The organism is Pantoea sp. WEP (genome assembly GCF_041678305.1).
Classification (GTDB): Bacteria; Pseudomonadota; Gammaproteobacteria; order Enterobacterales; family Enterobacteriaceae; genus Pantoea; species Pantoea dispersa.
This window is the reverse complement of sequence record NZ_JBGNXB010000001.1, coordinates 3507999-3534017: the sequence shown is the minus strand read 5'-3', so window position 1 is coordinate 3534017 and position 26019 is coordinate 3507999. Positions and strand designations below refer to the sequence as shown.

At 59.3% G+C, this 26019-nt stretch carries 31 protein-coding genes; 14 read left to right on the top strand and 17 right to left on the bottom strand.

Annotated features, from left to right (window positions below; all coding sequences use genetic code 11):
• Nucleotides 1–18: 18 nt before the first annotated feature.
• From ptsN to ABVR31_RS16510, 9 genes are all read right to left on the bottom strand, one after another.
• Complete coding sequence (gene ptsN / locus ABVR31_RS16550; RefSeq protein ID WP_031279741.1) at nucleotides 19–501, bottom strand: PTS IIA-like nitrogen regulatory protein PtsN; 483 nt, start codon at nucleotides 499–501, stop codon at nucleotides 19–21.
• 166 nt (nucleotides 502–667) lie between these two features.
• Nucleotides 668–955 carry a ribosome hibernation promoting factor gene (hpf, locus tag ABVR31_RS16545; RefSeq protein WP_010618250.1) on the bottom strand — a complete coding sequence of 96 codons (288 nt, stop codon included), beginning with the start codon at nucleotides 953–955 and terminating at the stop codon, nucleotides 668–670.
• A 21-nt stretch (nucleotides 956–976) separates the two neighbouring features.
• On the bottom strand, nucleotides 977–2410 hold the full coding sequence (rpoN, locus tag ABVR31_RS16540) for an RNA polymerase factor sigma-54 (protein ID WP_031279740.1): 1434 nt from the start codon (nucleotides 2408–2410) through the stop codon (nucleotides 977–979).
• A gap of 48 nt (nucleotides 2411–2458) precedes the next feature.
• Complete coding sequence (lptB, locus tag ABVR31_RS16535; protein WP_010618248.1) at nucleotides 2459–3184, bottom strand: LPS export ABC transporter ATP-binding protein; 726 nt, start codon at nucleotides 3182–3184, stop codon at nucleotides 2459–2461.
• A gap of 5 nt (nucleotides 3185–3189) precedes the next feature.
• Complete coding sequence (lptA, locus tag ABVR31_RS16530; protein ID WP_031279739.1) at nucleotides 3190–3744, bottom strand: lipopolysaccharide ABC transporter substrate-binding protein LptA; 555 nt, start codon at nucleotides 3742–3744, stop codon at nucleotides 3190–3192.
• The gene (gene lptC, locus ABVR31_RS16525) at nucleotides 3719–4291 is read right to left on the bottom strand and encodes an LPS export ABC transporter periplasmic protein LptC (protein WP_021507740.1); all 573 of its coding nucleotides are present in this window, start codon (nucleotides 4289–4291) and stop codon (nucleotides 3719–3721) included. The genes lptA and lptC overlap by 26 nt, the downstream gene beginning before the upstream one ends.
• Nucleotides 4288–4854: a 3-deoxy-manno-octulosonate-8-phosphatase KdsC gene (gene kdsC / locus ABVR31_RS16520; RefSeq protein ID WP_021507739.1), complete on the bottom strand. Its 567-nt coding sequence runs from the start codon at nucleotides 4852–4854 to the stop codon at nucleotides 4288–4290. Before kdsC ends, lptC begins: the two co-directional genes overlap by 4 nt.
• Nucleotides 4855–4867: 13 nt before the next feature.
• The gene (kdsD, locus tag ABVR31_RS16515; RefSeq protein ID WP_372773508.1) at nucleotides 4868–5848 is read right to left on the bottom strand and encodes an arabinose-5-phosphate isomerase KdsD; all 981 of its coding nucleotides are present in this window, start codon (nucleotides 5846–5848) and stop codon (nucleotides 4868–4870) included.
• 12 nt (nucleotides 5849–5860) lie between these two features.
• Nucleotides 5861–6844 (bottom strand): calcium/sodium antiporter, encoded by a 984-nt coding sequence (locus ABVR31_RS16510; protein ID WP_372773506.1) that lies wholly within the window; start codon nucleotides 6842–6844, stop codon nucleotides 5861–5863.
• Nucleotides 6845–7071: 227 nt separating this feature from the next.
• On the opposite strand from ABVR31_RS16510, the gene mlaF reads away from it, so the two are divergent.
• The 7 genes from mlaF (at nucleotide 7072) to murA (ending at nucleotide 11862) form a co-directional block, all read left to right on the top strand.
• On the top strand, nucleotides 7072–7887 hold the full coding sequence (gene mlaF / locus ABVR31_RS16505; protein WP_021507736.1) for a phospholipid ABC transporter ATP-binding protein MlaF: 816 nt from the start codon (nucleotides 7072–7074) through the stop codon (nucleotides 7885–7887).
• A gap of 4 nt (nucleotides 7888–7891) precedes the next feature.
• A complete protein-coding gene (gene mlaE, locus ABVR31_RS16500) occupies nucleotides 7892–8674 on the top strand; it encodes a lipid asymmetry maintenance ABC transporter permease subunit MlaE (RefSeq protein WP_021507735.1) in 783 nt (260 codons plus the stop codon).
• Nucleotides 8675–8678: 4 nt separating this feature from the next.
• Complete coding sequence (mlaD, locus tag ABVR31_RS16495; protein WP_021507734.1) at nucleotides 8679–9221, top strand: outer membrane lipid asymmetry maintenance protein MlaD; 543 nt, start codon at nucleotides 8679–8681, stop codon at nucleotides 9219–9221.
• A gap of 19 nt (nucleotides 9222–9240) precedes the next feature.
• Nucleotides 9241–9879 (top strand): phospholipid-binding protein MlaC, encoded by a 639-nt coding sequence (gene mlaC, locus ABVR31_RS16490; protein WP_372773503.1) that lies wholly within the window; start codon nucleotides 9241–9243, stop codon nucleotides 9877–9879.
• The gene (gene mlaB / locus ABVR31_RS16485; protein WP_021507732.1) at nucleotides 9879–10184 is read left to right on the top strand and encodes a lipid asymmetry maintenance protein MlaB; all 306 of its coding nucleotides are present in this window, start codon (nucleotides 9879–9881) and stop codon (nucleotides 10182–10184) included. The genes mlaC and mlaB overlap by 1 nt, the downstream gene beginning before the upstream one ends.
• 114 nt (nucleotides 10185–10298) lie before the next feature.
• Nucleotides 10299–10556, top strand: a complete 258-nt coding sequence (gene ibaG / locus ABVR31_RS16480; protein ID WP_007886637.1) for a BolA family iron metabolism protein IbaG — start codon at nucleotides 10299–10301, stop codon at nucleotides 10554–10556.
• A gap of 46 nt (nucleotides 10557–10602) precedes the next feature.
• On the top strand, nucleotides 10603–11862 hold the full coding sequence (murA, locus tag ABVR31_RS16475) for a UDP-N-acetylglucosamine 1-carboxyvinyltransferase (protein WP_021507731.1): 1260 nt from the start codon (nucleotides 10603–10605) through the stop codon (nucleotides 11860–11862).
• A 63-nt stretch (nucleotides 11863–11925) separates the two neighbouring features.
• On the opposite strand, the gene ABVR31_RS16470 is transcribed toward murA, so the two are convergent.
• Both ABVR31_RS16470 and ispB read right to left on the bottom strand, forming a co-directional pair.
• Nucleotides 11926–12219 (bottom strand): helix-turn-helix transcriptional regulator, encoded by a 294-nt coding sequence (locus tag ABVR31_RS16470; RefSeq protein ID WP_021507730.1) that lies wholly within the window; start codon nucleotides 12217–12219, stop codon nucleotides 11926–11928.
• A 237-nt stretch (nucleotides 12220–12456) separates the two neighbouring features.
• Nucleotides 12457–13428 (bottom strand): octaprenyl diphosphate synthase, encoded by a 972-nt coding sequence (ispB, locus tag ABVR31_RS16465; RefSeq protein ID WP_021507729.1) that lies wholly within the window; start codon nucleotides 13426–13428, stop codon nucleotides 12457–12459.
• Nucleotides 13429–13682: 254 nt separating this feature from the next.
• Here ispB and rplU point away from each other — a divergent pair, with 254 nt between their 5' ends.
• The 3 genes from rplU (at nucleotide 13683) to cgtA (ending at nucleotide 15692) form a co-directional block, all read left to right on the top strand.
• A complete protein-coding gene (gene rplU, locus ABVR31_RS16460) occupies nucleotides 13683–13994 on the top strand; it encodes a 50S ribosomal protein L21 (RefSeq protein ID WP_021507728.1) in 312 nt (103 codons plus the stop codon).
• 15 nt (nucleotides 13995–14009) lie between these two features.
• Complete coding sequence (gene rpmA / locus ABVR31_RS16455; protein WP_006121751.1) at nucleotides 14010–14267, top strand: 50S ribosomal protein L27; 258 nt, start codon at nucleotides 14010–14012, stop codon at nucleotides 14265–14267.
• Between the two features lie 249 nt (nucleotides 14268–14516).
• Entirely contained in the window at nucleotides 14517–15692 is a 1176-nt protein-coding gene (gene cgtA / locus ABVR31_RS16450) for an Obg family GTPase CgtA (RefSeq protein ID WP_058759590.1), read from the top strand.
• A gap of 132 nt (nucleotides 15693–15824) precedes the next feature.
• Here cgtA and ABVR31_RS16445 read toward each other — a convergent pair whose 3' ends face one another.
• Genes ABVR31_RS16445 through ABVR31_RS16425 form a run of 5 tightly spaced genes read right to left on the bottom strand, consistent with a single transcriptional unit; the run spans nucleotide 15825 to nucleotide 20675 of the window.
• Nucleotides 15825–16241, bottom strand: coding sequence for a hotdog fold thioesterase (locus ABVR31_RS16445; RefSeq protein WP_021507726.1), 417 nt, complete (start codon nucleotides 16239–16241; stop codon nucleotides 15825–15827).
• Nucleotides 16242–16244: 3 nt separating this feature from the next.
• Nucleotides 16245–17003 (bottom strand): 2,3-dihydro-2,3-dihydroxybenzoate dehydrogenase, encoded by a 759-nt coding sequence (dhbA, locus tag ABVR31_RS16440; protein WP_088516018.1) that lies wholly within the window; start codon nucleotides 17001–17003, stop codon nucleotides 16245–16247.
• Complete coding sequence (locus tag ABVR31_RS16435) at nucleotides 17003–17854, bottom strand: isochorismatase family protein (RefSeq protein ID WP_372773498.1); 852 nt, start codon at nucleotides 17852–17854, stop codon at nucleotides 17003–17005. Before ABVR31_RS16435 ends, dhbA begins: the two co-directional genes overlap by 1 nt.
• Nucleotides 17855–17872: 18 nt before the next feature.
• On the bottom strand, nucleotides 17873–19486 hold the full coding sequence (locus ABVR31_RS16430; protein WP_058770692.1) for a (2,3-dihydroxybenzoyl)adenylate synthase: 1614 nt from the start codon (nucleotides 19484–19486) through the stop codon (nucleotides 17873–17875).
• Between the two features lie 10 nt (nucleotides 19487–19496).
• Nucleotides 19497–20675 carry an isochorismate synthase gene (locus tag ABVR31_RS16425; RefSeq protein WP_372774070.1) on the bottom strand — a complete coding sequence of 393 codons (1179 nt, stop codon included), beginning with the start codon at nucleotides 20673–20675 and terminating at the stop codon, nucleotides 19497–19499.
• Nucleotides 20676–20854: 179 nt separating this feature from the next.
• On the opposite strand from ABVR31_RS16425, the gene fepB reads away from it, so the two are divergent.
• Entirely contained in the window at nucleotides 20855–21820 is a 966-nt protein-coding gene (gene fepB, locus ABVR31_RS16420) for a Fe2+-enterobactin ABC transporter substrate-binding protein (RefSeq protein ID WP_372773496.1), read from the top strand.
• On the opposite strand, the gene entS is transcribed toward fepB, so the two are convergent.
• Complete coding sequence (entS, locus tag ABVR31_RS16415; RefSeq protein WP_104188008.1) at nucleotides 21815–23065, bottom strand: enterobactin transporter EntS; 1251 nt, start codon at nucleotides 23063–23065, stop codon at nucleotides 21815–21817. The two genes, fepB and entS, sit on opposite strands and share 6 nt — an antisense overlap.
• 146 nt (nucleotides 23066–23211) lie before the next feature.
• Here entS and fepD point away from each other — a divergent pair, with 146 nt between their 5' ends.
• Genes fepD through ABVR31_RS16400 form a run of 3 tightly spaced genes read left to right on the top strand, consistent with a single transcriptional unit; the run spans nucleotide 23212 to nucleotide 25975 of the window.
• A complete protein-coding gene (gene fepD, locus ABVR31_RS16410) occupies nucleotides 23212–24201 on the top strand; it encodes a Fe(3+)-siderophore ABC transporter permease (RefSeq protein ID WP_372773494.1) in 990 nt (329 codons plus the stop codon).
• The gene (fepG, locus tag ABVR31_RS16405; protein ID WP_371221746.1) at nucleotides 24198–25181 is read left to right on the top strand and encodes an iron-enterobactin ABC transporter permease; all 984 of its coding nucleotides are present in this window, start codon (nucleotides 24198–24200) and stop codon (nucleotides 25179–25181) included. The genes fepD and fepG overlap by 4 nt, the downstream gene beginning before the upstream one ends.
• Entirely contained in the window at nucleotides 25178–25975 is a 798-nt protein-coding gene (locus tag ABVR31_RS16400) for an ATP-binding cassette domain-containing protein (RefSeq protein ID WP_372773492.1), read from the top strand. Before fepG ends, ABVR31_RS16400 begins: the two co-directional genes overlap by 4 nt.
• The last annotated feature ends 44 nt before the right edge of the window (nucleotides 25976–26019 follow it).

Here is a 26019-nt window from a genome sequence, read left to right as displayed (position 1 = left end):
GGTAAAAGTGTCTGTCGCTTAAGCGTGATCTTCCTGAGCTTCTGTAATGATGGCGTAGAGCTCTTCATCGCTCTGTGCCGCGCGCAAACGGCGGCAGACGGTTTTATCCGCCAGGCGTTTCGCCACCAGCGACAGGGTGTGCAGATGGGTTTTGCACTGGTCTGCGGGCACCAGCAGGGCAAACAGCAGGTCAACCGGCTGGTTGTCGACGGCGTCAAAGGCGATAGGCTGGTCGAGGCTGATAAACACGCCAACGGCGCGCAGCGTATCCTCCTCCAGCTTGCCGTGCGGAATGGCGATGCCGTTACCAATGCCGGTACTTCCCATGCGTTCACGGGTCAGGATGGCTTCAAAAAGCGTCTGGTGCGGCAGATTGAGCTGCTTAGCGGCCAGCTCGCTGATAATTTCCAGCGCGCGCTTTTTACTCTGGCAGTGTACGCCGCTGCGGGTGCAGTCCAGCGAAAGGACCGCGCTCAATTCCAGTGTCAGATCGTTGTTCATCATCGTTTCACTTGCGTGTTCACATAGCCGTAAGGCACGTACCGGGACACCGCGAACGGGCAGGGCAGGTGACTGCAGGCGCTTGCGCAGATGACAAAACGGGGCGGTGACCCGCCCCATTTCTCCTCTGAGTGCTGAACCCGTCAGCACTCTGCAAGCGTGAAGGTTAGTGTTTTTTCAGTTTGTCTTTGTGTTTGGTCAGCTGACGGGCCAGCTTGTCAATCAGCCCGTCGATGGCCGCATACATGTCTTCCGCTTCCGATGTGGCGTGCAGCTCCCCGCCGTTGACGTGCAGGGTTGCTTCCGCAATCTGCGTCACCTTCTCCACTTTCAGAACAATATAAACCTGATTGATACGATCAAAATAGTGTTCCAGTTTGGCAAATTTGTTATTTACAAATTCGCGCAGTGGGTCGGTTATCTCAACATTCAGTCCGGTAAGGTTTAGCTGCATAGGTCTTCCTTCTTGTTTCGGTCAAACCAGCTGCTTGCGCTGGTTTGATGGCGGTATAGATAAAGACTCGCGATACTTAGCAACCGTACGTCGCGCCACCATGATGCCCTGTTCAGATAACATGGAGGTCAGTTTGCTGTCGCTCAAGGGTTTTGCGGGATTTTCCGCGGAGATTAATTTTTTCACCAGTGCACGGATCGCCGTCGACGAGGCTTCGCCACCGCCTTCGGTGCTGACGTGACTGGAGAAAAAATACTTCAGTTCAAAAATGCCACGCGGGCTGTGCAAATACTTTTGCGTGGTGACGCGGGAAATGGTGGATTCATGCATATCCACGGCCTGGGCGATATCCGCCAGCACCATCGGACGCATATACTCTTCACCCTGTTCAAAAAACGCCTGCTGCTGTTCGACAATACAGCGCGTCACTTTCAGCAGCGTGTCGTTGCGGCTCTCCAGGCTCTTAATCAGCCAGCGGGCTTCCTGTAAGTTGCTGCGAATAAACTGACTGTCACTGTCATTACGCGCAGAACCGCCCATCGCGGCGTAATGCTGATTGATCTTCAGGCGCGGCAGGCTGTCAGCGTTCAGCTCCACCGTCCAGCGCGTGCCAGTCTTGCGCACCAGCACATCGGGAATCACGTACTCGGGCTCGCTGGTATTGATGGACTGCCCGGGGCGCGGATCGAGCGACTGAATCAGCAGCATCGCTTCCTTCAGCACCTCTTCTTTCAGCCGCGTCACGCGCATCAGGCTGCGGAAATCGTGGTTAGCCAGCAGGTCGAGGTGCTCGCTGACAATCAGCCGTGCTTCGTTCAGCATCGGCATATCGGCCGCATACTGCGACAGCTGCACCAGCAGGCAGTCACGCAAATCGCGTGCGCCGACACCCACCGGATCGAAACGCTGTACGCGCTTCAGCACCGCTTCCACCTCTTCCAGCGTCAGCTCTTCGTCACCAATACTGTCACAAATGTCCTGTAAGCTGACGGTGAGATAACCGGTATCGTCAATGGCATCGACGATGGAGGTAGCGATGGCGCGGTCGGTGTCGGTGAACGGCGTCAGTTCTACCTGCCACATCAGATAGTCCTGCAGCGATTGCGTGGTTTCCCCCTGATACACCGGCAGCTCGTCGTCCTGGTAATCGGTGCCGGTGCCGGAGGGCGTGCCGGCCGTGTAGATCTCGTCCCAGGTGGCATCGAGCGGCAGCTCTTCCGGCATCTCTTTCTGTTCGAGTGCCTCACGGGTATCTAACGCCTCGTTCTCCTGAAATTCGCGGGCGTCGACTTCATCGTGCAGATCGGTTTGTTCAAGCAGCGGATTGCTTTCCAGCGCCAGTTGCAGTTCCTGCTGGAGTTCAAGCGTAGAGAGTTGCAGCAAGCGGATTGCCTGCTGCAACTGGGGGGTCATCGCCAGCTGTTGGCTGAGCCTGAGTTGCAAACCTTGCTTCATAATCCGGCTAGAATTTCCTAAGCAAATGTCGGGTATGCCGACACCTTATCAGAGTCTGAACTCTTCGCCCAAATAAACCCGCTTAACTTGCTCATCTGCAAGAATTTCATCTGGCGTGCCGTGGGCAATCAGATGGCCCTGGCTGACGATATATGCGCGCTCACACACCGCGAGCGTTTCACGCACGTTGTGGTCGGTGATCAGCACGCCGAGGCCGCTGTCACGCAGGTGTTCGATGATCTTTTTGATATCGATAACGGAGATGGGGTCAACGCCGGCAAAAGGTTCATCCAGCAGGATAAACTTTGGATTGGCGGCCAGCGCACGGGCAATCTCGACGCGGCGACGTTCACCGCCCGACAGCGCCTGGCCCATGCTGTCGCGCAGATGGCCGATGTGGAACTCGTCCATCAGCTCATTGGCGCGGTCCTGACGCTGCTCTTCCGTCAGGTCGTCACGCACCTGCAGTACCGCCATCAGGTTGTCGTAGACGCTCAGACGGCGAAAGATCGACGCTTCCTGCGGCAGATAACCGATGCCGCGGCGCGCGCGCGCATGCAGCGGCAGAATACTGATATCTTCTTCATCGATAATAATGCGTCCGGCATCGCGCGGCACGATGCCGACCACCATGTAGAAGGTGGTGGTTTTACCGGCCCCGTTGGGGCCCAGCAGGCCGACAATCTCGCCGGATTTCACCTGCAGGCTGACATCTTCTACTACGCGACGGCCTTTGTAGGCTTTCGCCAGGTTTTCAGCGACTAATGTGGCCATAGCGATCAGTTACTCTTTTTGGGGCTCGCAGACGAACCGTTTTTATCCTGCAGCTGCGACGGCACCAGCACGGTGGTGACACGCTTGCTCTGGCCCTGACTGTAGGCCTGCATTTTCTGCTCTTTCACCAGATAGGTGATGCGATCGCCTTTGATGTTGCTGTCCTGCTGCTCGATAAAGGCGTTGCCGGTCAGCTCGACGAAATCGTTGGCCAGCTCATAGTGCAGTTTGGCGGCGTGACCCTGCACCGGTTTGCCGTTGTCCTGCATCTGATAAAAGGTGGCCGGATTGCCGTAGGCATCAACGATGGTTTTGTTGCTGTCGCCACCGGGACGCGTTACCACCACTTTATCGGCGGTAATTTTGATGGTGCCCTGGGTCACGATCACGTTGCCGGTAAAGGTGGCGACGTTACCCTGCAAATCGAGCGCCTGGTTCACCGAGTCGATGTTAACCGGCTTGTCCGAATCGCCTGTTAACGCCAGCGCCGGCAGGCTGGTTGCCAGCAGCGCACTCACCAGCAGCAACTTAAGGCTATTTTTGTTCATTTTGAATTTCATAGGAGGTTTTGACCTTTTCAAGCAGCTCGGCATTCTTTGTCCGTAGGTTGCCGCGCATCTTCATGCCAGTGGAGTTAAAACTGCGGCCAAATAGGGTGACCTGATCGTCAGACGTCACATCCTGGCTGACCAGATTAACCTGAGCATTATCCGTGATGATGCGCTCAAGCTGGGAATCCTGCGTCAATGTGTGTACTTCAACGTGGCCATAAAGATACAGCATACGATCTTTCGTCAGCTTTGCCTTGTCAGCACGAACCGACCACGTGGGCACTTTGTTTTCGTCGTAAGTGGTCATCACCGGATTATCGAACCAGCTCACTTCTTCGGCCGAAAAGTAGGTCACTTTATCCGAGACCAGCTTATAGGCCAGCGCACCCGTCGGGTTATATACCACGGTGCTGGAGTTGGCGCTGGTGTAGGTCGGCGCCTGATCGTTGGTCGCCACCGGCGTGGCGCTGTCGTCCTGGTTGGTAAGATTCCAGCCGATCAGCACCAGGGCGATCAGCGCCAGAATCAGCGTTATCCAACGCCTGCTTTTACTCATACTGATTGCCCTTTGGCATCCTCAAATTTGTTCTGCGCCAGCAAAATCAGGTCGCATAGCTCACGTACTGCACCGCGACCGCCAGCAATGCGCGTCACGTAATGCGCGCGCGGCAGTAATACCGGATGCGCATCGGCGACGGCCACGCTCAGACCCGCCTGTGCCATTACCGGCCAGTCGATCAGGTCGTCACCAATATACGCGACCTGATCTGCCGATAGTGACAGTTTATCCAGGAGTTCGCGCCAGGCCAAAAGCTTATCCGACTGTCCCTGGTAAAGATGCGTAATGCCGAGCGTTTTACAGCGATCTTCCAGCAGTTTAGCGCGACGGCCGGTAATAATAGCCACTTCGATGTCCGAGGTCAGCAGGCAGCGCACGCCGTAACCGTCGCGCACGTTAAAGGCCTTTAGCTCTTCACCGCTGTTGCCCATGTAAATCAGGCCGTCGGACATCACGCCATCGACATCGCAAATCAGCAGGCGGATGTTGGCCGCCCGCGCCATCACGTCGGCGCTCACCGGGCCGTAGCAGGTGTCGACCATCGTGGTTTCAGCACTCATTGTTGTTTCCCGTTCAGACCACGCCAGCGCGCAGCATGTCATGCATATGTACCACACCGAGCAGGCGATCGTCATCGGCCACCAGCAGCGCAGTGATGTTTTTGTTTTGCATCAGATTAAGCGCGTCCACCGCCAGCAGGTTAGGGCGCACGCGAATCCCGCCGCGCGTCATCACATCCTGGATGCGGGCCGACTGGAAATCGATGCCCATATCGAAGATGCGGCGCAGGTCACCGTCCGTGAAAATCCCTTCGATTTTCATCAGGTCGTCGACAATCACTGTCAGACCGAGGTTTTTGCGCGTGATTTCCAGCAGCGCGTCGCGCAACGAGGCGTCACGGGTGACGTGGGGAATTTCATCGCCGCTGTGCATAATGTCGCTGACGTGCAGCAGCAGTTTGCGCCCCAGTGCGCCACCCGGATGCGACAGCGCGAAATCTTCCTGCGTGAAGCCGCGCGCTTCCAGCAGCGCCACCGCCAGCGCATCGCCCATCACCAGCGTGGCGGTGGTGCTGGAGGTCGGTGCCAGCCCGAGCGGACAGGCTTCCTGCGGCACTTTCACGCATAAATGCACATCGGCAGCCCGGCCCATGGCGCTCTCCGGACGGCTGGTCAGGCAAATCAGCTGCACTTTCTGCCGTTTGAGCACCGGGATCAGTGCGAGGATTTCGCCCGACTCGCCGCTGTTCGAGATGGCGATCACCACATCGTTGGTGCTGACCATGCCGAGATCGCCGTGGCTGGCTTCACCCGGGTGGACGAAGAACGACGGCGTGCCGGTGCTGGCGAAGGTGGCGGCCATCTTCTTGCCGATATGGCCGGATTTGCCCATGCCCATCACCACCACTTTGCCACGGCAGGCAAAGATCATTTCGCAGGCGCGGCTGAAGTCGGCGTTAATATACTGGTCGAGCTGTTCCAGCCCTTCGCGTTCAATGCGCAGTACCGCTTTACCTGCCTGCTGGAAGTCGAAATCCGGTTGCTGATGTGACATGGTCAGTCATCCTTAATAGCTTGTGATAAGCGTGGGGCTGAGCCACAGCCACAGCACCCACACGATAAATCCACCTAACAGCAGCGTGCCCGCTATGCGGCCGATGCGGCGCTTGCGCAGCAGGCACAGCAGGGCGAACAGCACGCTGACGCCCAGCATAATCCAGTAATCCCGCGCAAAGGCGTGCGCATCGATCGCGCCGGGATGCACCAGCGCCGGCAGGCCCAGCACAATCGCCAGATTGAAGATATTGGCGCCAATCAGGTTGCCGATGGCGATATCGTCTTCGCCTTTCAGCGCGCCGGCCAGCACCGTGGCCAGTTCCGGCAGGCTGGTACCGACAGCAATCAGCGTCAGTCCCATCACCAGTTCGCTAATGCCGAAGTAATCCGCAAACACCGTGGCGTTGTCGATCACCATGCGTGTCGACATCGGCAGAATAATCAGCGCCACCGCCAGCCAGAGAAACGCCACCGTATTGCCGCTTTCGTCACGCGGCAGCTCCGCCAGTTGTTCACGCGTCAGGGTGTCATTATTATCGCGCTCGGCCCGCCGGGCGATGCGGATCGCCACCAGCAGATAACCCAGCGCCAGCAGCAGCAGTGCCACGCCATCCAGCCGGCTGAGCTGGTTATCAAACAGCATGATGCCGCTGAGCAGTGAGACCAGCAGCAGCAGAGGGAGTTCGCGGCGAATCAGATTGGAGTGTACGGTTAAAGGGTGCAGCAGCGCAGCGCCACCCAGAATCAGCAGAATATTGGTGATGTTCGAGCCCAGCGCGGTACCCACGGCTAAATCCATCTGACCATGCTGCGCGGCAGAGAACGAGACGATCAGTTCCGGCAGTGAAGTGCCAATGCTCACCACCGTCATGCCAATGATCAACGGGGGAATGCCAAGGGATCGACACAGGATCGCGGCGCTGAACACCAGGCGGTCAGCTCCGTAAGCCAGTAAAATCAATCCGATAAACAGCAGGGCAGTGGCTACGAACATGAAAAATCCTTGATGGATAACGGTGCCGGCAAACCTTGTCCGACAGGTAAAAGCAGTGCGCGTGCGGAATCAGGCGCTGATTTTGACTGTCTGAGAGGCAAAAGTAAATTTTAAGGCCGTTTTCGCCACACCGGACGGGTAAGTTTCTGTAAAACTATCGTGCATTGTGGTTTACCAGGCTACCATCCACCACGTTAATTACGCCCGATCCGTTTAAAGAGGTAATGATGATCCAGCAGCAAACGAATCTGGTTGAGGTTCGTGGCGTCAGTTTTACGCGCGGCAATCGCACCATCTTCGACGACATTTCGCTGACCGTTCCGGCGGGCAAAGTCACGGCGATTATGGGCCCTTCCGGCATCGGTAAAACCACCCTGCTGCGCCTGATTGGCGGGCAGCTGCAGCCGGACAAAGGTGAGATCTGGTTTCGTGACCAGAACATTCCGACGCTGTCGCGCCGTAAGCTGTATGACGTGCGTAAAAAAATGAGCATGCTGTTCCAGTCCGGTGCGCTGTTCACCGACCTTAACGTCTATGAAAACGTTGCCTGGCCGCTGCGCGAACACACCCGGCTGCCAGCGGAATTGCTGCACAGCACGGTGATGATGAAGCTGGAAGCCGTGGGACTGCGCGGCGCAGCGCAGCTGATGCCGGCCGAACTCTCCGGCGGCATGGCGCGCCGGGCGGCGCTGGCGCGTGCAATTGCGCTGGAGCCGGAGCTGATCATGTTCGACGAACCCTTTGTCGGCCAGGATCCCATTACCATGGGCGTGCTGGTCAAGCTGATCGATGAGCTCAACCATTCGCTGGGCGTCACCTGCATTGTGGTTTCACACGATGTGCCGGAGGTCTTGAGCATTGCCGACCATGCCTATATTGTTGCCGGGCAAAAGATTATTGCTCAGGGTAGTGCGCCGCAGCTGAGGGAGAATCCCGATCCGCGCGTGCGCCAGTTTATTGAGGGTCATGCGGATGGTCCGGTACCGTTCCGCTTCGCTGCCGGGGATTACCTCAGCGATCTGACCCGCACAGGGAGAAGCTAAACTGATGTGGTTACAGGCACTGGCGTCATTTGGGCGTCAGGGAATTAACACCTGTGCGGCCTTTGGCCGGGCGGGCTTAATGCTCTTCCATGCGCTGGTGGGTAAACCGGCGTTTCGTAAGCATGCGCCGCTGCTGGTGAAGCAGCTGTATAGCGTGGGCGTGCTGTCATTGCTGATCATTGTGGTCTCCGGCCTGTTCATTGGCATGGTGCTGGGGCTGCAGGGCTATCTGGTACTCACCACTTACAGTGCGGAAACCAGCCTGGGTATGCTGGTGGCGCTGTCGCTGCTGCGCGAACTGGGGCCGGTGGTCACCGCGCTGCTGTTTGCCGGGCGCGCCGGCTCGGCGCTCACTGCGGAAATTGGCCTGATGAAAGCCACCGAGCAGCTCTCCAGCATGGAGATGATGGCGGTCGATCCGCTGCGCCGCGTAGTGTCGCCGCGCTTCTGGGCCGGCTTTATCAGTATGCCGCTGCTGGCGCTGATCTTTACTGCGGTGGGCATTGCCGGTGGCGCGCTGGTCGGGGTGGCCTGGAAAGGCATCGACCCGGGCTTTTTCTGGTCGGCGATGCAGAACGCGGTGGATTTTCGTACCGATGTGATCAACTGCCTGATCAAGAGCGCGGTGTTTGCCATCACGGTGACCTGGATCGCGCTGTTCAATGGGTATGACGCCATCCCGACTTCGGAAGGGATCAGTCGCGCGACGACGCGTACCGTAGTCCATGCTTCGCTGGCGGTGCTTGGACTGGATTTTGTGCTGACGGCACTGATGTTTGGGAATTAATGCAATGCAAAGCAAAAAAAACGAAATCTGGGTTGGCGTGTTTATGCTGGCTGCGCTGCTGGCGCTGCTGTTCCTCAGCCTGCGCGTCGCCGATCTTAAATCGCTGGGCACCGAGCCAACGTGGAAGCTGTACGCCACCTTCGATAATATCGGCGGCCTGAAAGTCAGCTCGCCGGTGAAAATTGGCGGCGTGGTGATTGGCCGCGTCACCGACATTTCACTGGATGACAAAACGCTGTCGCCGCGCGTCACCATGGACATCAGCGAACAGTATGCCAATAAAATTCCTGACACCAGCTCGCTGGCGATTCGCACCCAGGGTCTGCTGGGTGAGCAGTTCCTCGCGCTCAACTTAGGTTTTGACGATCCGGAGCTTGGCTCGGCGATGCTAAAAGATGGCGGCACGCTGCGGGATACCAAATCGGCGCTGGTACTGGAAGACCTGATCGGCCAGTTCCTCTACAAGAGCGGCGACAACAAGGACAATGAGAAATCGTCGGGCGCCGCCAGCGCGAGCGCCCCGGCAGCACCTGCTACAACGGAATAACCCAGAGAGGTACAACACGATGTTAAAACGTTTCCTGATGGTGGCCCTGCTGGCCATCGCGCCGCTGGCGGCAAACGCAGCGGATGCCAACCAGAGCAATCCGTACAAAATGATGAACGAAGCGGCGGAGAAGACCTTTACCCGCCTGAAGAACGAACAGCCGAAGATTAAGCAGAATCCTGACTACCTGCGCGAAATCGTGCGCCAGGAGCTGCTGCCGTACGTGCAGATTAAATATGCGGGGGCGCTGGTACTGGGCCGTTACTACCGCGAAGCCACGCCGGCGCAGCGCGACGCCTACTTTGCCGCGTTCGGGGATTATCTGGCGCAGGCTTATGGTCAGGCGCTGGCGTTGTATCACGGCCAGACTTACCAGATTCAGCCTGAGCAGCCGATTGGCGATGCCAATATCGTGGCGATTCGCGTCACCATCATCGATCCCAACGGTCGTCCGCCGGTGCGCCTTGATTTCCAGTGGCGCAAGAACAGCCAGACCGGCAACTGGCAGGCTTATGACATGATTGCCGAAGGCATCAGCATGATCACCACCAAACAGAATGAGTGGAGCGATCTGCTGCGCACCAAAGGCATCGACGGCCTGACTGCGCAGCTGAAAACCTATGCCGCGCAGCCTATCACCCTGGACAAGCAGCAATAATGAGCGAACCGTTACGCTGGCAGCGCACTGCCAGCACGCTGGCCCTGAGCGGCAAACTGGACCGCGATACGCTACTGGCGCTGTGGCAGGCGCGTGACAGCGCCATGGCCGGTATCACCACGATTGACGTGGCGGCGCTGGATCGGGTTGATTCTGCCGGGCTGGCGCTGCTGGTGCATCTGCGCGAAATCGCGCGGGCGCAGGGCACAACGCCGCTTTTCAGTGGTATCACCGATAAGCTCGACTCGTTAATCAAGCTGTACAACCTGCAGCAGATTATTGTTTCTGCGGAACAAATCGCCTGATTAACGGCGCTGCTGACAAAGCCCCTGATTTTTTCAGGGGCTTTTGCGTATTTAAGAGTCAGGCGCTTTCCTCTAAGATATCCGCCTTATTATTATCAAGTGAAGCAATGAGCGATGGAAAATAGTGAAGTTCAGGCCGTGCTAATGCAGGCGCTGCCGTTAGAAGAAGTACATGTTCTCAGCAACGATGGCAGCCATTTCCAGGTCATTGCCGTGGGCGAAATGTTTGGCGAGCTGAGCCGCGTAAAGAAACAGCAGGCTGTGTACGCACCGCTGATGGAATATATTGCGGATAACCGTATTCATGCGGTGTCCATCAAGACTTATACCCCAGCCGAGTGGGCGCGCGACCGTAAACTCAACGGTTTCTAAGCGCCACTCTGGCTGTTTTGTTGATAGATAATTGAGAGCCGTGTTAATGGACAAATTTCGTGTGCAAGGCCCCACCCGTTTAAGCGGTGAAGTGACCATTTCCGGGGCGAAGAATGCTGCGCTGCCGATTCTGTTTGCTGCGCTGCTGGCTGAAGAGCCGGTAGAGATTCAGAACGTGCCGAAGCTGCGTGACATCGATACCACCATGAAGCTGCTGAGCCTGCTCGGTGCGCGCGTGGAACGCAATGGTTCGGTCCACGTTGATGCGCGCGAAGTTAATGTCTTCAGTGCGCCGTACGATCTGGTGAAAACCATGCGCGCCTCCATCTGGGCGCTGGGGCCGCTGGTGGCGCGTTTTGGCCAGGGCCAGGTTTCTCTGCCAGGCGGCTGTGCGATTGGTGCGCGTCCGGTCGATCTGCACATTACCGGCCTCGAGCAGCTGGGTGCCGAGATCAAACTGGAAGAGGGCTATGTTAAAGCCTCTGTGGATGGCCGCCTGAAGGGCGCGCACATTGTGATGGATAAGGTCAGCGTGGGCGCGACCGTGACCATCATGAGCGCCGCAACGCTGGCGACGGGCACCACCATCATTGAAAACGCGGCGCGTGAACCGGAGATTGTCGACACGGCAAACTTCCTTAACACGCTGGGCGCGAAAATCAGCGGCGCCGGCACCGACAAAATCACCATCGAGGGCGTTGAGCGCCTCGGCGGCGGCGTCTATCGCGTGCTGCCGGACCGTATCGAAACCGGCACCTTCCTCGTGGCCGGCGCCATCTCGCGCGGCAAAGTGGTGTGCCGCAATGCGCAGCCAGACACGCTGGACGCCGTGCTGGCGAAACTGCGTGACGCGGGTGCGGAGATTGAAGTCGGTGAAGACTGGGTGAGCCTGGATATGCACGGCAAGCGTCCGAAAGCGGTTAATATCCGTACCGCACCGCACCCGGGTTTCCCGACCGACATGCAGGCGCAGTTTACGCTGCTCAACCTGGTGGCTGAAGGCACCGGCGTGATTACCGAGACCATCTTCGAAAACCGCTTCATGCACATCCCGGAGCTGATTCGTATGGGGGCGCACGCCGAAATCGAAAGCAACACCGCTATCTGTCACGGTGTTGAAACCTTGTCCGGCGCGCAGGTGATGGCGACCGATCTGCGTGCGTCAGCCAGTCTGGTACTGGCAGGCTGCATTGCAGAAGGTGCGACGCTGGTGGATCGTATCTACCACATCGATCGTGGCTACGAGCACATTGAAGACAAGCTGAAAGCGTTAGGCGCCAACATCGAGCGCGTCAGCGGCGAGTAATCCTTTGTCCTGATTGCCAGGCATGAAAACCAGTCACGACAGCGTGGCTGGTTTTTTTTTGCTTTACCCGCGTGAGACGATCTTTTTCAGATCCTGGGGCGATCGAATGCGTTTTTTACGATCCAGCAGACGCTGTGTGACCGGATCAAAATAGCGGCTGGGCCAGATCTCGGAAGGATGGACCTTCAGCGCCGTGGCGATCAGCCATTCACCTTTAGGCCAGGGGCGTGACAGCGCGTTGGCCAGCGTCGATGAACTGAGGCCAGATTGACGTGACAGGGCGGCCAGTGACGTACCGCGCTTGCGCAGGGCCGCAATGATATCTGCCGGATGCCAGTCTTCTCTCCTTGCATGCATAACTCTCTTCTCCGTGTCCGTGTTAGTGCTCCATCTCTGCAGCGCTGTGGCTCTCCTGCGCAGAGATAACTGGAAAAATCCGGATTTTTATAGCAAATAATTTCCATATGTTTCCAGTAATTGTTTTGCCTGTGCACGAAACTGCGCAGTTTTTCGCAAAAATGCTGCAAGGGAATGTAATCAGACCGGCAGAGCAGGGGGAGAAATAAAAACGGGGCCGAACGGCCCCGTAGCAGGTCAGAAATCGCGCTGCACCGACATGTGCGCCAGCGCTTCCAGCGCGCTGCGCCACGGCGTTTCTGGCAGTGCCTGTAGCGCCGCGATGGCTTTATCCGCCTCTTCTTCGGCACGTTTGCGCGTCCATTCCAGCGAACCAGTTTGCTGCATTGCCGCCAGCACCGGCTCCAGCAGATGACGGCCATTACCTTCTTCGATGGCCTTGCGGATCATCTGCGCCTGCTCTGGCGTGCCGTTGTGCATGGCGTGCAGCAGCGGCAGCGTCGGCTTACCTTCGCTCAGATCGTCACCGGTATTTTTACCCAGCGTCTCGCCGTCGGCACTGTAATCCAGCAGATCGTCGATCAGCTGAAACGCCGTACCGAGATAGCGGCCATAATCCTGCAGCGCTTTCTCCTGCGCTGGCGTGGCCTCCGCGAGGATCGCCGAAGCCTGCGAAGCGGCTTCAAACAGGCGGGCGGTTTTGCTGTAGATCACCCGCATGTAGCTCTCTTCGGTGATATCCGGATCGTTGCAGTTCATCAGCTGCAGCACTTCGCCTTCGGCGATCACGTTCACCGCTTCGGACATCAGTGCGAGGATCTTCAGCGATCCCATGCTGGTCATCATCTGGAAGGCGCGGGTATAGATAAAATCCCCGACCAGCACGCTCGCCGCATTGCCGAACGCGGCGTTAGCGGTGGCTTTGCCACGGCGCATATCGGATTCATCCACCACATCATCGTGCAGCAGCGTCGCCGTGTGGATAAATTCGATCAGCGCCGCATTGGTCACATGCAGCGATCCCTGATAATTCAGCGCGCGTGCTGACAGCACCGCGATCATCGGACGGATGCGTTTGCCTCCCCCGCTGATGATGTAATAGCCCAACTGGTTAATCAGTGAGACATCTGAATTCAGCTGGTCGAGGATGGTCTGGTTGACGGCCGCCATGTCCTGCGCGGTTAATTCGTTAATCTGTTCTAAGTTCATTCGTCTGTTCAGCTTTGACTCGTTTTCTGCATGGTAAGCGCTTTTACCCAGCGTGAGTTCAGGTAATCTGTTACTGATTGTACTTGAAAAATCGGGTTGAGAAACGTTTGCATTCGTCCTGCGCTTTTTTTCTGCAAGAGAGTGCAAAGTGCACTTGTCTTCTGCTGGAGTTTTGCGTAGAATTCGCGCCCTATTGTGAATATTTATCGCGCCGCCTGATGAACAGAAAGGCATGCGCAGAAGCGGAGTTTTATATGTACGCGGTTTTCCAAAGTGGTGGTAAACAACACCGAGTTAGCGAAGGTCAGACCGTTCGCCTGGAAAAGCTGGACATCGCAACCGGTGAAACCATCGAGTTCGACCAGGTTCTGATGATTGCAAATGGCGAAGACGTGAAAATCGGCGCGCCACTGGTTTCAGGCGGTGTGATCAAGGCAGAAGTTGTTGCTCACGGTCGTGGCGAGAAAATTAAAATCGTTAAGTTTCGTCGTCGTAAACACTACCGTAAGCAAGCTGGTCACCGTCAGTGGTTCACTGATGTGAAAATCACTGTGATCAGCGCGTAAGAGGAGATCTGACAAATGGCACATAAAAAGGCTGGTGGCTCGACTCGTAACGGTCGCGACTCCAATGCAAAACGTCTGGGTGTTAAGCGTTTCGGTGGTGAATCTGTTCTGGCAGGTAGCATCATCGTTCGTCAGCGTGGTACCAAATTCCACGCCGGTAACAACGTAGGTTGTGGTCGTGACCACACTCTGTTTGCTACCGCAGACGGCAAAGTTAAATTCGAAGTTAAAGGTCCTAACAACCGTAAATACATCAGCATCGTTGCTGAGTAAGGTTGTTGTGCCGCAGACGATTAACGTCTGAACACACGAATGGAAGGCCCCGCAGCTTTGCGGGGCTTTTTACATTCTGCCGCAGGTTACGGCAATCACGCTGACCTTGCGCCTCAGTTTGCTGTACACTTTATGTACACATGGCTTTGCCAATCCTGTATTATCCGCCGCCGGTCAGCGCAGAAGACCCTGGCGGACCCGTTTGTCGCCCGCAGCGTGGCGCAAACGACAGTGTGACGGAGATAAAAAATGAAGTTTGTTGATGAAGCGACGATCCTGGTGGTCGCGGGTGATGGTGGCAACGGTTGCGTCAGCTTCCGCCGCGAGAAGTACATTCCCAAAGGGGGACCGGACGGCGGTGACGGCGGTGACGGCGGCGATGTTTACCTGCTGGCGGATGAAAACCTCAACACCCTGATCGATTATCGTTTCGAAAAATCTTTCCGCGCCGAACGCGGCCAGAATGGCCAGAGCCGTGACTGTACCGGTAAACGCGGTAAAGACATCATTGTTAAAGTGCCGGTGGGTACGCGCGTTATCGATCAGGGCACGGGCGAAACGCTGGGCGACATGACGCGCCATGAGCAGAAGCTGATGGTGGCGAAAGGTGGCTGGCACGGTCTGGGCAACACCCGCTTCAAATCGTCAGTGAACCGTACGCCGCGTCAGAAAACCATGGGCACGCCGGGCGAGAAGCGCGACCTGCAGCTGGAACTGATGCTGCTGGCAGACGTGGGTATGCTGGGTCTGCCTAACGCCGGTAAATCGACCTTTATCCGTGCGGTATCAGCGGCGAAGCCAAAAGTGGCGGATTATCCGTTCACCACGTTGGTGCCAAGCCTCGGCGTGGTGCGTATGGACAGCGAAAAGAGCTTCGTGGTCGCCGACATTCCCGGCCTGATTGAAGGCGCAGCGGAAGGCGCGGGCCTCGGAATTCGCTTCCTCAAGCATCTGGAGCGCTGCCGCGTGCTGCTGCACCTCATCGACATCGCGCCAATCGACGAATCCGATCCGGTAGAGAACGCCCGCATCATTCTCGGCGAGCTGGAGAAATACAGCGACAAGCTGTACCAGAAGCCGCGCTGGCTGGTGTTCAATAAAACTGACCTGCTGAGCCGTGAAGAGGCGGAAAGCCGCGCTAAAGCGATTGCCGAAGCGCTGGGCTGGGATGAGAAATACTATCTGATCTCCGCTGCCAGCCGTGACGGTGTCAATGAGCTGTGCTGGGATGTGATGAGCTTTATCATCGCGAATCCAAAAGAAGCGGAAGAAGAAGCGAAGCAGCCGGAGAAAGTGGCCTTCATGTGGGATGATTACCACCGTGAAGCGCTGGAAAATGCTCAGGAAGTGGAAGAAGACGAAGACTGGGATGACGACTGGGATGAAGACGACGACGAAGGCGTCGAGATCATTTATCAGCGTTGATGTCAGCGAAAAAAGCGGCCAGATGGCCGCTTTTTTTATTGCTGTTTAGCGCCGAGCACCAGGCCGCACAATCATTCCCTCTCCCCGTGGGAGAGGGCAGGGTGAGGGCATCAGGCCGCAGCGGAGCCAAACCTACCCCAGCACCGCCACCGTCAGCCGCGAACTACAGCACAGCTGATCGCGACCATTGCGTATCTCAATCTGCCAGCTCTGATTGCGCGCCCCCAGATGCAGCGGACGACAAACACCGCGCACCTCGCCGCTGCTCACCGCCCGATGATGGCTGGCGCTCACCTCAATGCCCACCACGCTTTTACCTTCTTCCACGCTCAGGTAACCGGCAATGGAGCCCATCGACTCCGCCAGCACCACCGACGCGCCGCCGTGCAGCAGGCCAAACGGCTGCTGCGTGCGGCTGTCTACCGGCATGGTGGCCTCCAGATAATCGTCACCGATGGCGGTAAACACGATGCCCAGATGCGCCACCAGCGAGTTATCGCCCAGCTGATTCAGCGTGGCAAGATCCACCGTACGTTTCCAGATTGCCATGCCTCAGGCTCCCAGCGTTGCGCCACCGTCCACCACAATATCCTGCAGCACCACGTGGCTGGCAAGATCTGAGGCCAGGAACAGGATGTTGTTCACGATCTCCTGCGGCTGGGCGATCTTACGCAGCGGGATCCCCAGCTTGTACTGATCCGGGAAACCGTTGATCATCTCCTGCTCGGCTTCCGGCGTATGCCACAGGCTGCGCTGCATATCGGTATCGGTTGATCCCGGTGAGACAATATTGCAGCGCACGCCATACGGTGCCATCTCAAGGCCAACCGTCTGGCACAGGCTGCGCAGCGCTGCTTTAGACGCGCCATAGGCTGACATGCCGAGGCGCGGGGCGTGCGCGGCGTTAGAGGCGATGGTGACAATCGCGCCAGCGCGCTGCTGGCGGAAGACCGGCAGCGTCTGCTGGAACAGGTTAAACGCGCCGCCGGCGTTGACGGCGAGACACGCCTGCCAGTCAGTAAACGACAGCGCATCGGTGCTGCCGATGCGCAGAATGCCCGCGCCGTTCACCAGGATATCCAGCCGCGGCTGGCTGGCCAGCAGTGACTGACAGCAATCGCGCACCGCAGCGCTGTCGGCGACATCCAGCTGGCAGGTGGCAAACGGATAGTCATCCTGGCCAAAGTGCAAATCAAAACCGGTCACCTGCGCACCGGCCTGATGGAACGCCAGCGCGGTGTGATAGCCGATGCCTTTGCCGGCACCGGTCACCCAGACAATTTTTCCGCTGAAATCAAAACAGGCGCTCATTATGCTGGCACCCGTGACAGCAGCGCCCACCAGCCATCAATGCTGGGATTTTTCGCCAGACTGATGAAGTCGATATCGCTGTGCACCTGACGCCAGCGCGCCGCCAGCGCCATCACGCGCACTGAATCCAGCCCATAGTCGATCAGGTTTTCATCATCTTCCGGCACGTCATCATCTTCCAGCAGCGGCAGAATCAGCGCGCGCAGCGCGTCCTTGCTCTGTGGCAGCGGCATCAGGTCGGCGGTCATCACCACTTTGCCACTGCGGCCTGCGGTGTAGGTCAGCGCCATCATATGCTCGTCGCGCGAGAAGTCGGCCAGCGCATCGGCCACCATAAACGGCTGGATGTTACGCATGAAGGCGTCGGTGGCAGTGGTCAGGCAGCCGATATGCGCATACACGCCAGTAATGATCAGCTGATCGCGGCCCATCTCCTGCAGGATCGACTCCAGCGGCGAGCGCACGAACGCGCTGTAGCGCCATTTGGTCAGTACCTGATCGTCCTGATCCGGCGTCAGCGCGTCGACGATCTTCTGCTGATCCGGATGTTTGTTCAGCCCCGGTCCCCACATATCATTCAGCAGCGCGCGATCTTCATCGCTCTGCTGGTTGGGCTGGGCGGTATAGAACACCGGAATACCCTGCGCTTTGCAGTAAGCGCGCAGGCGGGCAATGTTCTCTACTACCTGATTCACCAGCGGGCTGTCTTCGCCCCAGAAGTTAAGGAAATAGGCCTGCATATCGTGAATCAGCAGCGCCGCGCGCTGCGGCTCCAGCGCCCATTGTACTTTGTTAGCCGGCAGCTCAGTGGCGGCGGGCAGCGCATAAGACGTCAGTTTTGGAATAGCCATTACAATCTCCGGAAAAAATCAGGCTTGCGTCTGCTCAGCAAGCTGTTGGCGTAAACGTTTTTTATCCACTTTGCCCACCGGGGTCAGCGGCAGGGCGTCGACGCAGGTAATGCGGTCGGGAAGTTTGAATTCGGCAATGCCCAGCTCGCGCAGATGGCGGCGCAGCGCGACCGGTTTCACCGGCTGGCGCGCCACAATGAAGGCACAGCTCTTTTCACCCATCAGCTCGTCATGCATGGACACCAGCGCGGCGTGGATCACATCCGGATGGCGCAGCAGCAGGTTTTCAATCTCTTCGGCCGCGATCTTCTCACCGCCGCGGTTGATCTGATCCTTTTCGCGTCCCTGTACGGTGATGTAACCCTGAGCGTTGATCTCAATCAGATCGCCTGAGCAGTAAAAACCGTTGGCGTCGAAGCTGGCGGCATTGTGCTCCGGGCTGTTGTAGTAGCCCCGGAAGGTGTAAGGGCCGCGCGTCATCAGGCGACCCACCTGGCCTGGCGGCAGCGGATTGCCGTTCTCGTCGGCCACCCACACTTCGTCATCTTCCGAAATCGGACGCCCCTGGGTAGTCAGAATGGTTTGCTCGTCATCGCCGAAGCGCGTGTAGTTAACCAGCCCTTCCGCCATGCCAAACACCTGCTGCAGCTGGCAGCCGATTTCACGCTGAATGCGTGCGGCCAGCGTTTCGCCCAGTTTGGCTCCGCCCACCTGAATGCGCTGCAGCGAGGCCAGCGCTGAATTGCTGCCCCACTCCTGAATCGCCTGCAACCACAGGCTGACCGCCGGCGGCACCAGTCCGGTATCGGTCACCTGGTGCTGCTCAATCAGCGGGAAGCAGAGCGTGGCGCTGGGATCCGCGGCGAGAATCACCTGGCCACCGGCATAGAACACCCCGAGCGAACCCGGGGAACTCATGGCGAAGTTATGCGGCGCGGGCAGGGCGATCAGATAGCGCGTGTCGGCGTTGATGTGGCAAATCTCGTCACTGGCGCGAATGCTGTAGTAGTAGTCGTTGTGGGTGCGCGGAATCAGCTTCGGCGTGCCGGTGCTGCCGCCGGAGAGCTGGAAAAACGCCACTTCATCGGCGGCCGTCGGTGTCGCGACAAAATCGCCAGCCGCTTCATCCTGCAGCGACGCCAGCGTATTTTCCGCCTGCGCGTCGTTACGCAGGATCACCTGCTGCAGCGTGGGCTGCGCCTCGCACAGCGTGGCGATGAAGTCGTCGCTGGCAAACAGCGCGTGCTGGCGATCGGCGATCAGCAGTTTCGGTGCAATCTGCTGCGCATAGGCCAGCAGTTCAGTGCGCTGATGGCTGAACAGCGCGTACACCGGGACCACGCCCAGCTTAAACAGGGCAAACAGCGTAACGTAAAAGTCCGCCACGTTGCCGAGCTGCACCAGCGCCGTGTCACCGCGCTGTAAACCGCGTCGCTGCAGCGCCGCCGCCAGATTATCACTGCGTTGCGCCAGCTGGCGGTAGCTGAGCTGTAAAGGGCCGTCGATCACGGCGATAGCGTCGTTTTCGCGATGGCGGTCGATGATGTCGGTCAGCGGCACGTCGATCCAGTAGCCTTTTTCGCGGTAGCGCGCGGCCAGATGTGCTGGCCAGCGGCTGAAGGGAATGCTCATGCTTGTTCCTTTATTGCAGTCCAAAAGCGCGCAACATGGTGTCCAGCTTCACACCTGTTTCACGCCATTCTGATTCCGGTTGCGAGTCGGCGACGATGCCAGCGCCGGCAAACAGCCGCACGCGCGTGCCGTTTACCGTTCCGCAGCGGATGGTCACCACCCATTCGCCGTTGCCTTCGCTGTCGCACCAGCCGACGATGCCGCCAAACAGCTGGCGATCAAAGGGTTCGAGCTGCTGAATCAGCTGCTGCGCGCGGGCGTGCGGGAAGCCGCTCAGGGCAGGGGTTGGGTGCAGCAGCGCCGCCAGCGACAGCGCGTTTTCGCGCTCATCCTGCACTTCGCCATCGATTTGCGTCGCCAGATGCCACAGCGTGGCGGTGGTGATCAGCGACGGCACGGTAGGCACTGACAGCAGGCGGCTACGCGGCTGCAGCGTACTGCGCATCGCGTCGGTCACCAGCTGATGTTCGTGGCGATCTTTGGCTGACGCCATCAGGGTGTTACCTGCCGCGCGATCGGCGCTGACGTCGTCGTGATGGCGGCGCGCCGAGCCGGCCAGTGGGCAGGAGGAGAAATCGCGCCCCTGTTTGCGCAGCATCAGTTCCGGGCTGGCACCTACCAGCGCGCCTCCTTCCGCCAGCGGCAGATGGAAATGGTAGCTATTGGGATTTTGCGCGATCACGCGCTGCATCAGCGCGGCGGTATCCACCGGCTGCTCCGTGACGATATCCATCAGGCGCGACAGCACCACTTTGTCCGGATCGCCGCGCTGGATGGTGGCAACGGCGTCGGCCACCATGCGGGTAAACACCGCGTGGTCTGGCACTGCCGTCCGCCGCCGCACTGCCGGCAGATCGCTCTGCTGCGCCGGCAGCGCATGTTGCAGGTCGGCGCGATTAAAGCTCTGCCAGGATTCGGGTATGAACAGGGACGCTGGCTGGCTGACGTCAAACGGAATCGCGCCCACCAGCAGCGGATTGGCGATCCCCTGCTTTTTCGCCGCGGCAAAGTGCTGGCGCAGCTGCTGTTGAAAGTCGCCCTGCAGCAGCGCGGCATTGCCCACCGGCGTGTTGATCGTGGTATAGCAGCCCTGGGTGGCCAGGCTGCGCCATGGCGAGGTGAAAAGGAAACCGCGGCACAGCGCGGAAAAATCCTTCAGCCAGGCATTTTCAAACGTGGAGCTTTCCACCATAATTTTCACCTATAAATGATAAGATTATTAAGAATGATTATCATTTTTATTATGGCTCTGTAACCTACGTCGAAAGGGGCAAAGAGTCAATCCATTCGCGGGATTTACCGTGCTGTCAGACGTAAGCGGCGGCTGACGCCGGGCCAGGCATTAAGCTAAAAGGTGGATCAAAACTTATGAATAAATGCGGTTTATGGGGCATGGCTGTCCTGTTGTTCATTTTCCAGTCGCTGTCAGGGACAGCGCGGGCCGACCAGGGCTGGCCGCGCAGCGTACAGGGCGCGACCGGAACGGTAACGCTTCACCAGGCACCGCAGCGCATTGTCTCCACCAGCGTCACGCTGACCGGCTCGCTGCTGGCGATTGACGCGCCGGTCATCGCCTCAGGCGCGACCGCACCGAAAAGCCGCCTGGCCGACGATCAGGGCTTCTTCCGTCAGTGGGGCGAGGTGGCAAAGCAGCGCCACGTTAAGCGGCTGTACATTGGTGAGCCGAGCGCCGAGGCGATTGCGGCGCAAGCCCCGGATCTGATTATCGTCAGCGCCACCGGTAATGACTCCGCCCTGAAGCTGGTCAGTCAGCTGTCCGCCATTGCCCCCACGCTGGTGGTCAACTACGACGATAAGAGCTGGCAGGATGTGGTTACGCTGCTGGGGCAGGCCACCGGACATGAAGCACAGGCGGCGCAGCGGGTTAAAGAGTTCGACGATCGCGAAGCGGCGCTGAAGCAGGCCATTACGCTGCCGCCGCAGCCGGTCTCCGCGATGGTATGGAACGGTGATGGCCGGGCAGTGAATCTGTGGACCGCCGCATCGGCGCAGGGCAAACTGCTGCAGCAGCTCGGTTTTACCCTGGCGCAGCCGCCGGCCGGCACGCAACAGGGGCACAGCATGGGCCAGCGCAAAGACATTATTCAGCTCTCGGGCGAGAATCTCGCCGCCAGCCTGACCGGTCACAGCTTCCTGCTGTTTGCCGGCGATGACAAAACTGCGCAGTCAGTGCTGAGCAACCCGTTCCTGGCACAAAACGCGGCGGTGCGCGATAAGCAGGTCTATGCGCTGGGTATCGACACCTTCCGCCTGGATTACTACAGCGCCAGCAATCTGCTGACGCGTCTGCATCAGCTGTTCGTCAAATCATGATGTTTGCTGCGCCAGCACCGGCGCGGGCGCCTGATAGCGCCGCAATCCTTTCATCATCAGCCACATCATGACGCCAAGCAGTGTCGCGGCACAGCCAAACGCCGCGGCAGCCTGCGCCGGCAGCAGCCACGAACCGAGGGCACCAATCAGCGCGGCGCCGAGGGCATCGCCGCACACGTTCTGCGCCGTCCACAGGCTGTTGATGCGGCCCAGCAGATGATCCGGCGTCAGCAGCTGAATCATCGCGTACTGCACCAGGCTGTTGATGGCGCTGAAATAGCCGAAGCCCGCCAGACACAGCAGCGCCAGCCACAGCGTCGGCATCAGGCTGAACAGGCCCAGGGCGACGAAACCGGCCACGGCGCTGCCCAGCACCAGCCGGCCCGGGCGCGCTGCCTGTTTCAGCCTGCCGCTGGTAAATGCACCCACGGCGGCACCGAGCGGCACGGCAGCGTACAGCATACCGAGCTGGTCGGCGCTGACTGACCAGTGCGGTGCCAGCGCCGGGTACAGCACGCGGATGGCGCTGGCCAGCGTCACCAGCGCGCCGGTCAGCGCCACCATGCCGACCAGCGGGCTGGCGAACAGGAACTGCACGCCGGTTGCCAGCGCCCGCAACGGATGCTCACGCGGCTGCGGAGGCGGTGGCAGCGCAGGCAGCTTCAGCAGCGTTAGCACCGTCAGCAGCGTGCCGAAGGCGGTCAGTCCATAATTCCACAGCACGCCGCCGTGCGCGATCACCACACCAGCAATTGCCGGCGATAAAATCGAGCCGAAGCGCACCGTCAGCATGGTAATGGCACCAGCCTGCATGATGTTTTCGCGTCCCACCAGCGCTGGCGTAGCGGCCAGCAGCGCCGTGACGCCAATCGCACCGAAAAAGCCATCCCACAAGCCCAGCAGATAGACCGCCAGCAGCGAAGGCGCGGGCAGCGCGGCATTTATCGCCAGCGCGACAAAGCCCAGTCCGCAGGTGGTGCGGGCAAACAGGATCAACGTCTTACGCTCATAGCGATCGGCCAGCACGCCGCCGGTCAGCAGGCCAGTAAACATGCCGGCAGCGGACAGCGTGACGGCGAGGCCCACCAGCAGCGGGGAATGGGTCATCTGCTGAATCTGCACCGGCACGGCAACGGCCAGCATGCCGAGCGCCACAATCGAGATAAAACGCGCAATAAACACCGCGCGAAACGCCGCGTGGGTTTTCAGCAGTGAGAGATCGATAAAGTGAGAGGGTTTGTTCATTGTTTCGCCTTTTTGCACCAATTTTCCTCATCATCCGCGAGGCGACTCATGGTAACATAGGCAAACGCGAGTAATAACGATAACAAATATCATTATCACATTACGTTGCACTGCAACGACGTCGAACAGTGAAGGTTTAGAACGCTATGCGCCAGATCCGTGCATTAGCAGGCTCAGGAATTCTGCTTTTGCTCCTCATGGCGCTCAGTCTGATGCTGGGTGCCAAATCAATACCGCTTTCCGATGTGTATCACGCTCTCACCGCCTCCTGCTCCAGCGCGGAGTGCATCATCGTGCGCGATGCGCGCCTGCCGCGCACGCTGGCCGGTCTGCTGGCGGGCGTGGCGCTGGGGCTGGCGGGCGCGCTGATGCAGAGTCTGACGCGTAACCCGTTGGCCGAGCCGGGCATTCTGGGCGTGAACGCCGGTGCCGGTTTTGCCATCGTGCTCGGCATCGCGCTGCTGGGAGCGGACTCCCCGCTGCAGTGGCTGACGCTGGCCTTCAGCGGCGCGCTGCTGGCGGCGCTGCTGATGACGGTGATTGGCGCGATGGGCGGCGGGCGCGTCAATCCGGTGCGTCTGACGCTAGCAGGCGTGGCGCTGGCAGCGGTACTGGAGGGCTTAACCTCCGGCCTGTCGCTGCTCAATCCGGACATTTACGATCACCTGCGCTTCTGGCAGAGCGGCTCGCTGGATATCCGCGATTTCAGCGTGTTGCGTACCCTGAGCCCGGCGGTGCTGGCCGGTGCGGCGCTGGCGCTGGGGCTGGCGCAGTCGCTGAACAGCCTGAGCATGGGCGGCGATATGGCGGCGGCGCTGGGTACGCGCGTGGTACGCACCCAACTGCTGGGCCTGCTGGCGATTGCCTTACTGAGCGGCGCGGCGACCGCCGCCGTCGGGCCGATCGCTTTTATCGGCCTGATGACGCCGCATTTTGCCCGCTGGCTGGTGGGCAACGATCACCGCTGGCTGCTGCCGGCGACGGCGCTGATCACCCCGGCGCTGCTGCTGGCGGCGGATATTCTGGGGCGGATGATGGTGGCAGGCGAACTGCGCGTCTCAATAGTGACCGCCATCCTTGGCGCGCCGATGCTGATTTTGCTGGTACGGCGCCAGCGCGGGCGAGGTGAACTATGACGCGGCGCGCCTGGTTGCATGGTGGCTGGCTGCTATTAGCGTGTGCGCTGCTGACGTGGCTGGCGCTGACGCGCGGTGCGCTGCCGATTACGGCAGAGCAGGTGTGGCAGGCGCTGCGCGGGCAGGGAGCGGCTAATGTGCAGCTGATTGTGGTGGAGTGGCGGCTGCCGCGCGTGCTGATGGCGCTGCTGATCGGTGCGGCGCTGGGTGTCAGCGGGGCAATTTTTCAGTCGCTGCTGCGTAACCCGCTCGGCAGCCCGGATATCCTCGGCTTCAATACCGGCGCTTATAGCGGTGTGCTGGTGGCGCTGGTGCTGTTCAATCAAAGTATTACCGCGATGACCGGGGCCGCGCTGATCGGCGGTATCGCAACGGCTGCGCTGGTGTATCTGTTTGCCTGGCGCAACGGGGTGGACACGTTTCGCTTAATCATCGTGGGCATCAGCGTGCGCGCGCTGCTGATGGCGCTCAATGCCTGGCTGATTATCAGCGCTTCGCTGGAGTCGGCGCTCAGCGCCGGGCTATGGAGCGCCGGATCGCTCAACGGCATCACCTGGGCAAAAACGCCGCCGGTGGTGACGGTGCTGTTGCTGTCGCTGCTGCTGGTGGTGCTGTTAACGCGCCGCATGCGTCTGCTGGAGATGGGCGACGACACCGCCTGCGCGCTCGGCGTGCCGGTGGAGCGCAGCCGCCTGTGGCTGATGCTGCTGGGCGTGCTGCTGACCGCGGCGTCCACCGCGCTGGCGGGGCCGATCTCGTTCGTGGCGCTGCTGGCACCGCAGATTGCGCGCCGGCTGAGCGGCGGGGAAAAAGGCGCATTATGGCTGGCGGCGCTGTGCGGCGCGCTGCTGTTGTGCGCCGCCGATTATGCCGCGCAGCATCTGTTCCTGCCTTATCAACTGCCGGTTGGCGTGATCACCGTCAGCCTGGGCGGACTCTATCTGATTGCGTTACTGGTGCGGGAGGCGCGACGCCAATGATCGATATTCCTTCACGGCTGTATGGCGAAGGCCTGACGCTGGGTTATGACAAAAAAGTGGTGGCGGAAAATCTGTCGGTGGCGATTCCGCAAGGGGAGCTGACCGTGATTATCGGCCCTAACGCCTGCGGTAAATCCACTCTGCTGCGTACTCTCAGCCGCCTGCAGGCACCGCTGAAAGGCGACGTGCTGCTGGACGGCGAGGCGATTGCACGTTATCCCACCAAAGAGGTGGCGCGCCGTCTTGGCCTGCTGCCGCAGAGTTCAAACGCACCGGCGGGCATCAGCGTGAGCGAGCTGGTGGCGCGCGGACGTTATCCGCATCAGTCACTGTTTGGCCGCTGGCGCGCGGAGGATGAAGCGGCGGTGCAGCAGGCGATGCTGGCCACCGGCGTGGCGGACCTGGCGCAACAGGCGGTCGATACCCTGTCCGGCGGGCAGCGTCAGCGCGTGTGGATTGCCATGGTACTGGCGCAGCAGACGTCGCTGCTGCTGCTGGATGAGCCCACCACCTGGCTGGATATAACCCACCAGATTGAGCTGCTTGAGCTGATGCAGACGCTCAATCAGCAGCATGGCCGCACGCTGGTGGTGGTGCTGCACGACCTTAATCACGCCTGCCGCTACGCCACCCATCTGATCGCCATGCGTCACGGGAAGATCATTGCCGAGGGCAAGCCTGGCGAGATTGTGACGCCAGCACTGATTGAGCAGGTGTACGGATTACGCTGTGTGATTGTTGAGGATCCGGTGGCGCATACGCCAATGATTGTGCCGCTGGGGCGCGGGCGCTAAGGCGAAAGAAAGGGCTGTTGTTTAAACGTTTTCTGCCATACGGT